This window comes from Allobosea sp., assembly GCF_051860145.1.
Taxonomy (GTDB): domain Bacteria; phylum Pseudomonadota; class Alphaproteobacteria; order Rhizobiales; family Beijerinckiaceae; genus Allobosea.
Genome location: NZ_JBHYEM010000003.1, coordinates 215,048 through 229,213, shown reverse-complemented (window position 1 = coordinate 229,213; position 14,166 = coordinate 215,048). Strand labels below are relative to the sequence as shown.

General features: G+C 67.8%; 14 protein-coding genes. 12 read left to right on the top strand and 2 right to left on the bottom strand.

Translation table 11 applies throughout. The features are described from left to right. Nucleotides 1–18 precede the first annotated feature (18 nt). The 6 genes from cobS (at nucleotide 19) to ACTIF2_RS06770 (ending at nucleotide 5,187) form a co-directional block, all read left to right on the top strand. On the top strand, nucleotides 19–1,002 hold the full coding sequence (cobS, locus tag ACTIF2_RS06795; protein ID WP_439496284.1) for a cobaltochelatase subunit CobS: 984 nt from the start codon (nucleotides 19–21) through the stop codon (nucleotides 1,000–1,002). 66 nt (nucleotides 1,003–1,068) lie between these two features. Then, a complete protein-coding gene (locus ACTIF2_RS06790; protein WP_439496283.1) occupies nucleotides 1,069–1,419 on the top strand; it encodes a GFA family protein in 351 nt (116 codons plus the stop codon). A gap of 12 nt (nucleotides 1,420–1,431) precedes the next feature. Next, nucleotides 1,432–1,896: a GNAT family N-acetyltransferase gene (locus ACTIF2_RS06785; RefSeq protein WP_439496282.1), complete on the top strand. Its 465-nt coding sequence runs from the start codon at nucleotides 1,432–1,434 to the stop codon at nucleotides 1,894–1,896. After that, entirely contained in the window at nucleotides 1,893–2,288 is a 396-nt protein-coding gene (locus ACTIF2_RS06780) for a hypothetical protein (RefSeq protein ID WP_439496281.1), read from the top strand. The genes ACTIF2_RS06785 and ACTIF2_RS06780 overlap by 4 nt, the downstream gene beginning before the upstream one ends. Continuing rightward, nucleotides 2,285–4,183 carry a cobaltochelatase subunit CobT gene (gene cobT, locus ACTIF2_RS06775; RefSeq protein WP_439496280.1) on the top strand — a complete coding sequence of 633 codons (1,899 nt, stop codon included), beginning with the start codon at nucleotides 2,285–2,287 and terminating at the stop codon, nucleotides 4,181–4,183. The genes ACTIF2_RS06780 and cobT overlap by 4 nt, the downstream gene beginning before the upstream one ends. Further along, on the top strand, nucleotides 4,180–5,187 hold the full coding sequence (locus ACTIF2_RS06770; RefSeq protein WP_439496279.1) for an esterase-like activity of phytase family protein: 1,008 nt from the start codon (nucleotides 4,180–4,182) through the stop codon (nucleotides 5,185–5,187). The genes cobT and ACTIF2_RS06770 overlap by 4 nt, the downstream gene beginning before the upstream one ends. Before the next feature lie 173 nt (nucleotides 5,188–5,360). On the opposite strand, the gene rpmB is transcribed toward ACTIF2_RS06770, so the two are convergent. Next, the gene (gene rpmB, locus ACTIF2_RS06765; protein WP_439496278.1) at nucleotides 5,361–5,648 is read right to left on the bottom strand and encodes a 50S ribosomal protein L28; all 288 of its coding nucleotides are present in this window, start codon (nucleotides 5,646–5,648) and stop codon (nucleotides 5,361–5,363) included. Between the two features lie 266 nt (nucleotides 5,649–5,914). Here rpmB and ACTIF2_RS06760 point away from each other — a divergent pair, with 266 nt between their 5' ends. From ACTIF2_RS06760 to ACTIF2_RS06735, 6 genes are all read left to right on the top strand, one after another. After that, the gene (locus ACTIF2_RS06760) at nucleotides 5,915–6,742 is read left to right on the top strand and encodes a DUF3108 domain-containing protein (RefSeq protein WP_439496277.1); all 828 of its coding nucleotides are present in this window, start codon (nucleotides 5,915–5,917) and stop codon (nucleotides 6,740–6,742) included. Nucleotides 6,743–7,096: 354 nt separating this feature from the next. After that, the gene (locus ACTIF2_RS06755; RefSeq protein WP_439496500.1) at nucleotides 7,097–10,486 is read left to right on the top strand and encodes a helicase-related protein; all 3,390 of its coding nucleotides are present in this window, start codon (nucleotides 7,097–7,099) and stop codon (nucleotides 10,484–10,486) included. 22 nt (nucleotides 10,487–10,508) lie between these two features. Beyond that, a complete protein-coding gene (locus ACTIF2_RS06750) occupies nucleotides 10,509–10,820 on the top strand; it encodes an RNA-binding S4 domain-containing protein (RefSeq protein WP_439496276.1) in 312 nt (103 codons plus the stop codon). Nucleotides 10,821–10,995: 175 nt separating this feature from the next. Next, the gene (fdxA, locus tag ACTIF2_RS06745) at nucleotides 10,996–11,334 is read left to right on the top strand and encodes a ferredoxin FdxA (protein ID WP_439496275.1); all 339 of its coding nucleotides are present in this window, start codon (nucleotides 10,996–10,998) and stop codon (nucleotides 11,332–11,334) included. Nucleotides 11,335–11,723: 389 nt separating this feature from the next. After that, nucleotides 11,724–12,323 carry a CarD family transcriptional regulator gene (locus tag ACTIF2_RS06740; RefSeq protein ID WP_439496274.1) on the top strand — a complete coding sequence of 200 codons (600 nt, stop codon included), beginning with the start codon at nucleotides 11,724–11,726 and terminating at the stop codon, nucleotides 12,321–12,323. A gap of 120 nt (nucleotides 12,324–12,443) precedes the next feature. Beyond that, nucleotides 12,444–12,668, top strand: a complete 225-nt coding sequence (locus tag ACTIF2_RS06735) for a GDCCVxC domain-containing (seleno)protein (protein ID WP_439496273.1) — start codon at nucleotides 12,444–12,446, stop codon at nucleotides 12,666–12,668. Nucleotides 12,669–12,684: 16 nt separating this feature from the next. On the opposite strand, the gene ACTIF2_RS06730 is transcribed toward ACTIF2_RS06735, so the two are convergent. Further along, on the bottom strand, nucleotides 12,685–14,166 hold the full coding sequence (locus tag ACTIF2_RS06730; protein WP_439496272.1) for a M48 family metalloprotease: 1,482 nt from the start codon (nucleotides 14,164–14,166) through the stop codon (nucleotides 12,685–12,687).

Here is a 14,166-nt window from a genome sequence, read left to right as displayed (position 1 = left end):
GCGCCCGGAGACAAGACAATGACGACGACGACTGCCCAGGGCCTTCCCGACATGAAGCTGTCGGTGCGTCAGACCTTCGGGATCGATTCCGATCTCGAGGTGCCGGCCTATTCGCAGGCCGAGGCGCATGTGCCCGATCTCGACGTGGATTACCGTTTCGACCGCGACACCACGATCGCGATCCTCGCCGGCTTTGCGCATAACCGCCGCGTCATGATCTCGGGCTATCACGGCACCGGCAAATCGACCCATATCGAGCAGGTCGCGGCCCGGCTGAACTGGCCCTGCGTGCGCGTCAACCTCGACAGCCATGTCTCACGGCTCGATCTCGTCGGCAAGGACGCGATCGTGCTGAAGGAAGGCAAGCAGATCACCGAGTTCCAGGACGGCATCCTGCCCTGGGCGCTGCAGAACAACATCGCGCTGGTCTTCGACGAGTATGACGCCGGCCGCCCTGACGTGATGTTCGTGATCCAGCGCGTGCTCGAGCAGTCCGGCAAGCTGACGCTGCTCGACCAGAAGCGCGTCATTCGCCCGCATCCCTCGTTCCGCCTGTTCGCCACCGCCAACACGGTCGGCCTCGGCGATACGTCGGGCCTCTATCACGGCACGCAGCAGATCAATCAGGGCCAGATGGACCGCTGGTCGATCGTGACCACGCTGAACTACCTGCCGCATGACAATGAGGTCGCGATCGTGCTCGCCAAGTCGAAGCATTATCAGGCCTCGCCCGAGGGCAAGGACATCGTCAACAAGATGGTCCGCGTCGCCGACCTCACCCGCAACGCCTTCATGAACGGCGATCTCTCGACGGTGATGAGCCCGCGCACGGTGATCACCTGGGCCGAGAACGCCGCGATCTTCGGCGATATCGGCTTCGCCTTCCGGGTGACCTTCCTGAACAAATGCGACGAGATGGAGCGCACGCTGGTCGCCGAGTTCTTCCAGCGTTCCTTCGGCAAGGAACTGCCGGAGAGCGCGGTCAATGTCGTGCTGAGCTAGAGCTTGTTCCGCAAAAGTGGGAACCACTTTTGCGATCGGAACACGCTGAACTGAAGGAGGCCTGCCATGGCCCGATACGAGGGAAGCTGCCATTGCGGGCGGGTCGCCTATGAGGTCGAGGCCGACCTCGGCAAGACGATCACCTGCAACTGCTCCTATTGCCAGCGTCGCGGCTCGGTGCTGGCCTTCACCCCGGCGACGAACTTCACGCTGACGAAGGGCGAGGACGCGCTGACCGAGTACCGGTTCCATACCCAGAAGATCCAGCATCTCTTCTGCGAGAGCTGCGGCATCGAATCCTTCGCGCGCGCCACGGGACCGGACGGCACGGCGATGGTCGCGATCAACGCGCGCTGCCTCGCCGGCGTCGAACCGGGCGAGCTGAGCCCGACGCTCTATGACGGGCGGGCGCGCTGACGGAGACTTACGGTGGGGATCGCCGCTGACAATCTGACGACCGGTGCCCCGGAGCGATGTTCCGTCAGCATCCAGCGGGAGGCGGACGTCGCCGCGACCCGGGAAGCCGTGGTGAGGGGCCTGAGCGCGCATAACGAGGCGCGGGTCGGGCCGCGCAGGACCGAGCCGCTGGCGCTCAGCCTGCGCGACGAGGCCGGCACGATGGTCGGCGGCCTCATTGGCGAGCTGAAATGGGAATGGCTCTATGTCGACCTGCTCTGGATCGACGAGGCCCATCGCGGCGCCGGCCATGGCGAGGCTCTTCTGGGCATGGCCGAGCAGGCGGCGCGGGACTATGGGGCGCGCGGCGTCTATCTCGGGACGATGAGCATCCAGGCGCCGGGCTTCTATCCCCGCATGGGCTATCGCGAATGCGGCCGGATGGAGGATTATCCCGTCGCCGGCCAGACCTTTCACCATTTCACGAAGGCGCTATGAGCATATCTGCCAGTATCGACCTCGAACCCGGGCAGGTGTGGACCTATCACAACGCACCGGACGTCGATTCTCGAGTGACCATTGGTCGGATCGATGTCGGCGAGCACGATGCGATTATCTCGATTGCGATCAGCCGTGCCCTACCCCACCCGGTAACGCCACGAGCAGAGATGACTGACATCGGCCACTTGCCGATCAGGCAGGCCGCGCTATTGCGCTCCCTTCACCAGCATCTTGGCAACGGCCCCGTCCCCGATCGCTTTAATGAGGGTTACCTGCACTGGCGGGAATTGTATGACAGCGGTCGGGCAGGCGCATTCGATACCGATCTTGCGAAGGCCATCGAATTTGTCTTGAGCGTTACCAAAACCGGAGCGCGGCGACCGCTATGAGCATCTCGAATCGCAAGCCCGGCACCCCCAAGGAAGCGCCGGCCGAGCCGCTGAAGCGCGCCATTTCCGGGGCGATGAAGGCGATCGCCCGCAAGCCCGAGATGGAAATCGTCTTCGCCGCCGACAAACCCTCGCTCGTCGGCGAGCGCGCCCGCCTGCCGGAACCACCGCGCAAGCTCACGGTGCAGGACGTCGCGATCCTGCGCGGCCATTCCGATTCGATGGCGCTCCGGCTCGCCTGCCATGACGCGTCGATCCACCGCCGCTCCGCGCCCGACGGCGATGCCGCTCGCGCCGTGTTCGACGCGGTCGAGCAGGCCCGCGTCGAATGCGTCGGCTCGCGCCGGATGACCGGCATGGCCGGCAACATCACGGCCATGCTCGAGGACCGCTATCACCGTGGCGGGCGCTATGAGGAGATCACCGACCGCGCCGACGCGCCGCTGGAGGATGCGCTGGCGCTGCTGGTGCGCGAGCGCCTGACCGGCCTGAAACCGCCCCAGGCGGCGAGCAAGCTGGTCGATCTCTGGCGTGACCTGATCGAGACCAAGGCGGGCGGCGACCTCGACCGGCTGTCGGGCGCAGTCGAGGACCAGCGCGCCTTCGCCCGTACCGTGCGCGACATGCTGGTCTCGCTCGACATGGCCGAGCAGAGCTCGCAGGGCCAGGACGACGAGGAGGACGAGGACGATCAGGACCAGTCCTCGGAAGACCAGCAGGAGCAAGACGGCGAGGCCGAGCAGGAAAGCGGCGGCGAGCGCTCCGAGACCGAGGTCAGCGAGGACGCGACCGAGGAGCTGCAGGAGGGCGCGTCCGAGGCGACCGACGCGCCGGCTGGCGACTGGGACGACGAGGACGAATCGTCGGAATCGGAGGAGGCCGGCGAGGCGCCGCGGCCGCGCGAGGGCCGCCAGAACGACCGGCCGCAAACCGACTACAAGCCCTATACCGTCAAGTTCGACGAGACCGTCACCGCCGAGGAGCTCTGCGACCCGGAGGAGCTGACCCGGCTGCGCGCCTATCTCGACAAGCAGCTCGCCCATCTCCAGGGCGTCGTCGCGCGGCTCGCCAACCGCCTGCAGCGCCGCCTGATGGCGCAGCAGAACCGCTCCTGGCAGTTCGACCTGGAGGAGGGCGCGCTCGATCCCTCGCGCCTGCCGCGGATCATCATCGACCCGTTCCAGCCGCTCTCCTTCCGGCAGGAATCGGACACGAATTTCCGCGATACGGTGGTGACGCTGCTGATCGACAATTCCGGCTCGATGCGCGGCCGGCCGATCACGGTCGCGGCGACCTGCGCCGACATCCTGGCGCGGACGCTGGAGCGCTGCGGCGTCAAGGTCGAGCTGCTCGGTTTCACCACGCGCGCCTGGAAGGGCGGGCTTTCGCGCGAAGCTTGGCTGCAATCGGGCAAGCCGGCCAATCCCGGCCGCCTCAACGACCTGCGCCACATCATCTACAAGGCCGCCGACGCGCCCTGGCGCCGGGCGCGGAAGAATCTCGGGCTGATGATGCGCGAGGGGCTGCTCAAGGAGAATATCGACGGCGAGGCGCTGGACTGGGCCCATAAGCGCCTGCTCGCCCGGCCCGAGCAGCGCAAGATCCTGATGGTGATCTCGGACGGCGCGCCGGTCGACGATTCGACCCTGTCGGTCAATGCCGGCAATTATCTCGAGCGGCATCTGCGCCATATCATTGCCGAGATCGAGGCCCGTTCGCCGGTCGAGCTGATCGCGATCGGCATCGGCCATGACGTGACGCGCTATTACCGCCGCGCCGTCACCATCGTCGATGCGGAAGAGCTCGGCGGCGTGATGACCGAGAAGCTCGCCGAGCTCTTCGAGGAGGATGGGCCCGCCGCGACCAAGAGCCCGGTTTCGCGCCGCCTGCAATGAGGCTGACCCGGCGCGGCGTCCTCGCGGGGCTCGGCGCCGCATCCATCGGCCTGCCCGAGGCGCGCGCCCAAAGCGTCGAGCCCGGCCGCATCCCGGTCGCGATCAGCGTCCGGCCGTTCGACGCCTTTGAGCCGCGCAGCCCGGGCAAGAGCCGCTTTGGCGAACTCGGCTTCCGGGGCGGTGCGACGCTGCGTGGCGACCACCCGCGATTCGGCGGCTTTTCGGGGCTCTGGCGTTCGGCCAGCGGCGCCGATGTCGTCGCCGTCACCGATAACGGCTTCTGGCTCACCGCGAAGGCGGTCTCGGAGAAGGGCCGGATCGCGCGCTTCGAGCAGGCCGAGCTCGCCCCGATCCTCGGAGCCTCGGGCCGGCCGCTGCACCGCTCGCGCTATTACGACACCGAATGCCTGACGATCGTCGGCGGCGTCGCCTATATCGGCGTCGAGCGGACCCATGACATCCTGCGCTTCGACTGGGCCCGGCATGGCGTCGAGGCGCGGGCGCTGATCGTGCCGGTGCCGCGCGAGGTCAAGCGGCTGAAGAGCAATCGCGGGCTGGAGGCGATCGGCATCGTCCCCGCCGGGCAGCCATTGGCCGGTGCGCTGGTCGCGATCTCCGAGCGCTCCGGCAAGGAGGACGAGCCGACGCTCGGCGTCATCATTGGCGGGCGGCGGCCGGGACTGTTCCAGGTGCGCCGCCATGACGGTTTCGACATCACCGACCTCGCCTTCCTGCCGGGGGGTGATCTGCTGTTGCTGGAGCGCTGGTACAAGCCCCTGCGCGGCGTCGGCATGCGGATCCGGCGGGTCGCTGCGGGCGATCTCAGGCCGGGGGCGATCTTGGACGGCCGCTACCTGATCGAGGCCGATCTCGGCCAGGAGATCGACAACATGGAAGGGCTCTGCGTCCACCAGGAGCAGGGCAAGACGATCCTCACCCTGATCTCTGACGACAATTTCTCGTTCCTGCAGCGGACCGTGCTGCTCGAATTCGAGCTGGCCTAGGGCCGTCCGCGGGCGTCATGGTCGACCTTGTGTCGACCATCCACGTCTTTGCCTGCGATGAAGGTTCAAGACGTGGGGTGCTCGGGACAAGCCCGAGCATGACGGGTACGGCGTGCGCAAACGAAAAAAGCGGCCTTGCGGCCGCTTCGTTCAGTCCGAGAGGATTCTCGCGCTCAGGCGGTCGCGAGCTTCTTCTCGATGTCGCGCTTCAGCGAGAGCGCGCCGGTCGAGAGGTCACCCGCCGGGGCCTTGGCCAGGAAGGCGTCGAGACCGCCGCGATGATCGACCGTGCGCAGCGCGTTGGCGGAAATCCGCAGGCGCACCGAGCGGCCGAGCGCATCCGAGCGCAGCGTGACATTGACGAGGTTCGGCCGGAAGACGGTCTTCGTCTTGCGGTTCGAGTGGCTGACGAGGTGGCCGGTCTGGGTGGCTTTCCCGGTCAGTTCGCAACGGCGGGCCATGATATCGTTCCCTTGGATCCGGCAGGCTCAAACAAAAATGCCGACACGCGACGTGCCGGCCGACGAGCACCGGAAGTCAAATTGAAGTCGCGGGTCTATAGCCAAGGCCGGCTCCTGCGTCAAGAAGCAGAGCGGCGGCCGGCGGCGTTTTGCGGGCCCCGCCACCGTGGCCGCGCGGCCACTCGCCAAACGCGGCGAAAGAGGTCACGATTCGGACCGATTCGCAGTGCATGCCCTCGTGCAGCATGCCAGTCCGGAGGAGTTGGATGAAGCCCGCCATCGCGTCGTCCCTGGCCGGACTTGGTCTTTCCATGTTGGCCCTGGCCTCCAGCGCCCTGCCGGCCGCCGCCGCGTCGCTCGATGCGAAATACGAGGTCTCGCTGCTCGGCCTGTCGCTCGGTACCGCCCATCTCAGCGGCGGCATCAATGGCGGCAGCTACAAGATCGACGTCGTCGCCAAGCTGACGGGTCTCGTCGGCAGCTTCACCGGCGGGCGCGGCTCGGGCGCCGCGACCGGCAATGTCAGCGGCGGGCGGCTTTCGCCTGCGACCTTCGCGGTGACATCGGCCAGCTCCAGCGAGAGCCGGACCGTGCGCATGGCGCTCGACGGCAACGCGGTTCAGGCGGTCGCGGTCGAGCCGCCGGTCGACTCCAAGCCGGATCGCGTACCGCTGACCGACAGCCACAAGCGCAATGTGGTCGACCCGCTGAGCGCCTTCCTGATGCCGGTCGAGGGCAAGGGCGGCCCCAACGCGGCCTGCAACCGCACCTTGCCGATCTTCGACGGCGCGGCGCGCTACGACATCAAGCTGAGCTATTCGGGCTCGCGCCAGGTCAAGCTCGACGGCTATAGCGGCCCCGTCGCGATCTGCCAGGCGCGCTATGTGCCGATCGCGGGGCATCGGTCGTTGCGGCCGAGCACCAAGTTCATGACCGAGAATCGCGACATCAACACCTGGCTCGCGCCGGTCGCCGGCACCAACATGATGGTGCCGGTCCGCATCTCGGTGCGGACGATGGTCGGGACCGCGGTGATCGAGGCATCGAGCTTCAAGGTCGATCCCGGCGTGACGGCGAGCGCCATCAAGAACTGAGCGACGAAGCACGATCGCGCAGCGCCGTCGCACGCGTTTCTGCGCTGCCTCTTCGTTTCGCGCCGGGGAAGGCTTAGATGACAGGATGGCGAACCAGCCCTCGCCATTCATGTCCCGCGAACAAGGGCGAACCTGCCAGTGTCACGATTCCAGATATGGTGCTGCGCGCGGCATTCGCCGCAAGGTCTAGCCGGGAACGAATCCCGATTCTGGCGGAGTCAGCGATTCGGGCCTGCTTCGTTCCGGACTCGTTCCTCAGCTTGATTTCCTGGCCTCGGGCGGCGTCACGGCGAGACCCAGCGATGGGTACCTCTCCGCAGCGGCCGCCAGGATGACACGATCGGTCGCGTCTTGATCTCATTCCGCTCTCTTCCGCCCTCGATTCGCGCGCAGGGCGTCACCGCCGTCCTCGGCCCCACCAATACCGGCAAGACGCATCTGGCGATCGAGCGGATGGTGGCGCATCCGACGGGCATGATCGGCCTGCCGCTGCGCCTTCTGGCGCGGGAGGTCTATCAACGGGTCGTCGACAAGGTCGGCCCGGACGCCGTGGCGCTGGTCACCGGCGAGGAGAAGATCAAGCCGGAGCGGCCGCGCTTCTGGGTCTGCACGGTCGAGGCGATGCCGCGCGATCTCGCGGTCGATTTCGTCGCCATCGACGAGATCCAGCTCGCCGCCGATCTCGACCGCGGCCATGTCTTCACCGACCGGCTGCTCAACCGGCGCGGCCGGGCCGAGACCATGCTGATCGGCGCCGGCACGATGAAGCCACTGGTCGAACAGCTCATTCCGGGCGTCAACGTCGTCACCCGCCCGCGCCTGTCGCAGCTCAGCTTCGCCGGCGACAGGAAGATCACCCGGCTGCCGCGCCGCTCGGCCATCGTCGCCTTCTCGGTCGAGGAGGTCTATGCGATCGCCGAGCTGATCCGGCGGCAGAAGGGCGGGGCGGCCGTCGTGCTCGGAGCCTTGTCGCCGCGCACGCGAAACGCTCAGGTCGAGATCTACCAGTCGGGCGACGTCGATTACCTCGTCGCCACCGACGCGATCGGCATGGGGCTCAACCTCGATGTCGACCACATCGCCTTCGCCGCCGATTCGAAATACGACGGCCATCATTTCCGCAAGCTCCACCCGGCCGAGTTCGGCCAGGTCGCCGGGCGGGCCGGGCGCCACCTGCGCGACGGCACCTTCGGCACGACCGGGCGCTGCGAGCCATTCGAGCAGGAACTGGTCGAGCGGATCGAGGATCATCGCTTCGAGCCGGTTCGCCAGCTGCAATGGCGCAATTCCGATCTCGACCTGCGCTCCGTGCCGGGGCTGATCGACAGCCTGAACATGCAGCCGAGCGAGCAGGGCCTGACGCGCGCGCTGATCGCCGAGGACATGACGACGCTGGAAATCCTGGCCCGCGACCCGGACATCAAGCCGCTGGCGCAGGGCCGGGCCGGAGTCGAGCGGCTCTGGGAGGTCTGCGGGCTGCCCGATTACCGTAAGATCGCGCCGATGCAGCATGCCGATCTCGCGACCACGCTCTATCTGCGCATGATGCGGCATGGGAGGCTCGATTCCGACTGGTACAGCGCCCAGCTCGCGGCGCTGGACCGCACCGATGGCGAGATCGACACCCTCTCGGCTCGCATCGCTCAGGTCCGAACCTGGACCTTCGTGGCGAACCGTCCCGACTGGTTGCCTGATCCGGAGCATTGGCAGGGGGTGGCGCGTCTTGTAGAGGACAAGCTGTCGGACGCTTTGCACGAGAGGCTCGCCAGCCGGTTCGTGGATCGGCGCACGAGCGTGCTGATGCGTCGTTTGCGGGAGAATGCGATGTTGGAGGCTGAGGTCACCACGACGGGCGATGTGCTCGTCGAGGGACAGCATGTCGGGATGCTGCAGGGTTTTCGCTTCACCGCGGACCCGAAAGCCGGCGGGCCCGAGGCGAAGGCCTTGAACATGGCGGCGCTGAAAGCGCTCGCCAGCGAGATCGAGGCGCGTGCCGCGCGAGTCGTCCTCGCCGGCGACGATGCCTTCGTGCTGTCGCATGACGGGCTGGTGCGCTGGGTCGGAGAGCCGGTCGCCCGGCTCACCGCCGGCGAGAAGGTCCTGGAGCCGCGCCTGCGCCTGCTGGTCGAGGAGCACCTGACCGGGCCGGCGCGTGAGCAGGTCGAGGGGCGCCTCGCGCTCTGGCTCAAGAACCACATCACGCGCCTGCTCGGTGCGCTTCAGCTCCTGGAGAACGCCGAGAGCGTGACCGGGATCGCGCGCGGCATCGCCTATCAGGCGGCCGAGGCGCTCGGCGTGCTCGAGCGTGCCAAGGTCGGCGAGGAGATGAAGGCGCTCGACCAGGAGGGCCGTGCCGCCCTGCGCCAGCTCGGGATCCGCTTCGGCGCGTTCCACCTCTATGTGCCGGCTCTGCTGAAGCCCGCTCCCCGCGCGCTCGCGGCCCAGCTCTGGGCGTTGAAGCATGGCGGGCCGGATACCTCGGGTCTCGATGATATCGCCCATCTCGCGGCGTCGGGGCGCACCTCCTTCGCCGTCGACAAGACCGTGCCGAAGGGGCTCTATCGCGCCGCCGGCTACCGCGTCTGCGGCGAACGCGCCGTGCGCGTCGATATCCTGGAACGGCTCGCCGACCTGATCCGCCCGGCCATCGCCTATCGCCCCGGCCAGACGCAAGGCACGCCACCGACCGGCGCCGCCGACCAGGACGGCTTCGTCGTCACCGGCGCGATGACCTCGCTCGTTGGCTGCGCCGGAGAGGATTTTGCCTCGATCCTGCGCTCGCTCGGCTATGTCTCGGTCAAGCGCGTCGGACCGGCGATCACCGTGCCGCTCGCGGCGCTGCCTGTTGCCGCGACGGAGCCGGTCCAGGCCGTGGCGGAAGCGCCGCCGGCCACTGACACGGCGGAACTGCCGAATGCCGAAGGGAGCGAGACGGCCGAGGCTGCGCCGCCCGCGGAAGAGGCCGCGAGCGAAAGCGCCATCTCCGAGCCGGTTGACGCGCCTGTCGGCGAAGCGGCCGAGGCAGTCGTTGCCGAAACGATTCTGCCCGAGACGGCCGTGCCCGAGGCCATCCTGCCCGAGGTCCCGGCTCCGGAGACACCGGATGCGCCGATCTTGACCGAGACCGAACTGGAGCAGGCGCCGCAGGCGGTGCCGGCCGACGCGATGTCGGCCTTGCCGGTCACGGATATCGTGCCGGCGGCCGAGATCGCCGCGGAAGCGACGGCGGCGGTCACGGCCGAGTCGAGCATCGCTGCCGAAGCGGGCATCGCCGCCGAGCCGGAGCAGATCGAGGTCTGGCGGCCGCATCGTCATCAGGGCGGGCGCCGGCCGGAACAGGCGGGGCGCGGCCGCCGTGACGGTGCGCCCGGTGAGCGCCAGCCCGGGGCAGGCCGAGACGGGCGCCCCAATCGCGGCGGACGCCCGGACCAGCGCCGGCGCGACGGGGGCCCGAGCACGCCTGCCGCAGAGGCCGGTGCGACGGAGGCTGCGCGCCAGGACAGGCCGGCCCGCGAGGGCGAGCAGGGGCGCCGGAACCAGCCGCAGCGCAACGGCCGTCCCGAGCAGGGGCGGGGGCCGAGGCCCGATTTCAAGCGCGACGGCAGGCCGGGAGGGCCGCGGCGCGAGGATCGCGGCGAGCGCTTCCAGCAGCCCAAGCCGCGTCCGGTCGAGCGCGAGCCCGATCCGGATTCGCCCTTCGCCAAGCTTGCGGCGCTGAAGGCGCAGCTCGAGGGCAAGCGGTAGAGCCTAGCCGGAAGGGCGGCCATTGCGGGACGATCGCCAGCGCCTGGACAAATGGTTGTGGTTCGCGCGGTTCGCCAAGACGCGCTCCACAGCCGTGCGCCTGGTGGATGACGGCCATGTCCGTGTGGGTGGACGGCGTATCGAGAACGCGGCCCACGCCCTGAAGCTGGGCGATGTCCTGACGCTGGCCCTGCCGCATGAGACGATCGTGGTCCGCCTCGTCGCGCTGGGGAGCCGGCGCGGCCCTTATGAGGAGGCGCGCCTGCTCTATGAGCGGCTGGGACAGGACGAGCGCGGCGATGCGCCGCTTGCGGATGACGACCCGACCGGATAGAGCGCGGGGTCGGGCGGACGGCCTGCCGGATGCTGGCCACGGGCGACCGGAAGGAACTTCCATCCGGGGCGTCTGAGAGAGATTTTTTCTGCTGCCGAGGCCTGGATATCGGCCTTGAAACACCCGCCTTCCGGGTCTTTAAGAACCGAAAGGCGGACCGGAAGGGACCTGCGACATGACCTATGTGGTCACCGAGAACTGCATCAAGTGCAAGTACATGGACTGTGTCGAGGTCTGTCCGGTCGACTGTTTCTACGAGGGCGAGAACATGCTCGTCATCCATCCCGACGAGTGCATCGATTGCGGCGTCTGCGAGCCTGAATGCCCGGCCGAGGCGATCAAGCCCGACACCGAGCCCGGCCTCGAAAGCTGGCTGCAGCTCAACTCCAAATACGCGTCGAGCTGGCCCAACATCACCCAGAAGAAGGATGCACCGCCGGACGCCAAGGAGTTCGACGGGGTGCCCGGCAAGCTCGACGCGCATTTCTCGCCGGAGCCCGGCGAGGGCGACTGAACGGGCCGTCCGCGGCGCTCAGGGAATCGGGTCTGGAACGTTAACCACTCCGGTGCTGCGGCAAGCGGCCCCGGTGCGGATTGGCGTTTACCTTTGATTCGGCGTGTTTTTTGTGCTACACAAGCTGCACAGTCGAATTCGTTCCGCCTGCCCCTGCGAGGTTTCACAAAACGGGGCGCCCCCTTCGATACGGAATGCGAGAGCCGCCGGCAGAAGCCGGAGCATGGCGTCTTCCGTGTCTGGTGGCCAAAAGACAATCGACTGAGGGAGCGTGAGGCGAAGGGTCCTGATTTAGCCCGTCGCGTCAGGCAGAGTGTCTCCGGTCATCCCGGCCGGGGGCGGATAATCGTGAGCCCGCGTCAAGCGGTCCGGTCAGGAGTCGTAACGGCATGTCCACTGTGAAGAAAGCTGTTGTGCGCCAGGGTTTCAAGACGGGCGAGTTCGTCGTCTACCCGTCTCATGGCGTCGGCCAGATCACGGCGATCGAGGAGCAGGAAGTCGCCGGCTTCAAGCTCGAACTCTTCGTGGTCAGCTTCTCCAAGGACAAGATGACCCTGCGCGTTCCCACCGCCAAGGCTGCGAGCGTCGGCCTGCGCAAGCTTGCCGATACCGAGATCGTCGGCAAGGCGCTGACCACGCTGACCGGCCGCGCCCGGATCAAGCGCACCATGTGGTCGCGTCGCGCCCAGGAATACGAGGCGAAGATCAATTCGGGCGATCTCGTCGCCATCGCCGAGGTCGTGCGCGATCTCTATCGCTCCGAGGCGCAGCCCGAGCAGTCCTATTCCGAGCGCCAGCTCTATGAGGCGGCGGTCGACCGGATGACCCGCGAGATCGCGGTGGTGGACGACATCACCGAGACCGAGGCCCTGAAGAAGATCGAGGGCCAGCTCGCCAAGTCACCGCGCCGCGCCGCCAAAGGCGAAGCCGAGGCTGCCGAGTCCGATCTGGAAAGCGACAACGACGACTTGCAGGAAGAGGCCGCCTGAGGCGCAACCCTCTTCCGGAAAACAGAAACCCGGCGTGCGACCGCCGGGTTTTTTTATGTTCAGACTCTGCCTGGTAGCCGTATAATCGAGCCAATACCAGTTCGGCTCGGGACGACGACGATGCAGCTCATCGCTACCCTGACATGCCCGAATTGCGGTCATCAATCGGACGAGGCCATGCCGACCGATGCATGCCGTTTCTTCCACCAGTGCGAGGGATGCGGAACGCTTCTGAAACCGCATCCCGGCGATTACTGCGTCTTTTGTTCATTTGGCTCCGTCCCCTGCCCGCCAGTCCAGATTGCCGGCAAGGGCTATTGCTGTTCCAGCGCTTCCTCAGGCTGAGAGCGCAGGGCTGCGCTTACTCGGAGACGATCTTGTAGCGCTGGCCGGGCGTCAGCCGGCTGTTGCGGTCGAGCCCGTTCAACAGCAGGAAGAGTTCGAGCGCCCGGTCCTGCGCCGCCATCCGCGCGGCGAGCGTGGCGGGGGTATCGCCGGCCGTTGCGCTGACGAGGCGCAACTGCAACGGCCGTGCCGCCTGAGCCTCACCCGGCGTCAGCATGCGGAAACTGTCGAGCACGGCGCGCATCGGCCGCTCCGGGTCGCCGCCGCGTGCGGCCAGGATGAAACGATAGACCCGGTTCCCGGCCTGGATCGCCGCCAGCCGGAAGGTCCAGTCGGTGCCCTTGCCGCTGGCCAGCACCGCGGGGTGGCCGGCGAGGTCCAGGTTCTCGACCGGACCGGTCTCGACGCCGTCGATCCAGCCAGAGGCGACATAGGATTCGAGGGTCTGGCCCTGCTTGAGCGTCACCGAGTCGAAGCGCAGCGCCTGCGCGCCGTTGCCGCTGACGCCGATCACCATGTCGCGCGCGGCCTCGAGATCGAAGCCCTCGGGCGCGCTGAAGCCGATGCGCAGCGAACTGTTCACATAGCGCTTGCCCCGCACCACGCCGTCGCTCGGGTCGTCGCCATAGGCGATGCCGTCGATCGCGGCGAGCCAGCGCGCCGCGTCGCGCTCGCCGATACCGGGTGCGCCGATCTGGCGGGCGGAGGCGGTGACCGCGGCCACGCGCTCCGGCGTCGAGGGATGGCTGGAGAGGATGTCGAGCCGCTTGTCGCCGCTGCTCTGCCCCTGCGCGCTGTTGCGGAAGCTGGTGTTGCGGCCGAGCGCCGCCAGGAAGCGCCCGGCGCCATAGGGGTCGTAGCCGGCACGCGAGATGTTGCGCACGCTGATCTGGTCCGCGGTCAATTCCTGCTGGCGCGAGAATCGGGCGAGCGAGAGCTTGGAGCCGGCCTGGACGGAGGCGCCTGCCGCGGGATCGTTGAGGACCTGGGTCACGACCTGGGTGACCAGCGCCGATTCGAGCTCGGCTTCCGCCCGCTCGACGGCATGGCGGGCCGTGACATGGGCGATCTCATGCGCCAGCACGGACGCGATCTCCGAAGTGTCGTTGGCAAGCGCGAGCAGGCCGCGCGTGACATAGAGCCGGCCGTTCGGCAGGGCGAAGGCGTTGACGATCGGGGAATTCAGGATGGTGATCTCGTAGGCGCCGATCTGGCCTTCGCCGGCCTTGGCCAGCCGCGCCACGACCTCGCCCAGCAGCGCACGCGCGTTCGGGGCGCGGTACTCGCCGCCGAAGGCCGCCATCAATCGCAGATGCTCGCGATCCGAGGCGCGCTGGACCGCAGTGATGCGCGGCGCGAGCTCGCTGTCGGCCGGTCGTTCCGGCGGCAGCAGCGCGCTCTGCTCGCCAAGGCAGCCGGCCAGCAGAAAGGCGGGCACAAGCAGCGTCGCCAGCCGCTTCCCGGTACCGGGAATACTCTGTCGCCGAAGGGGCAGCAT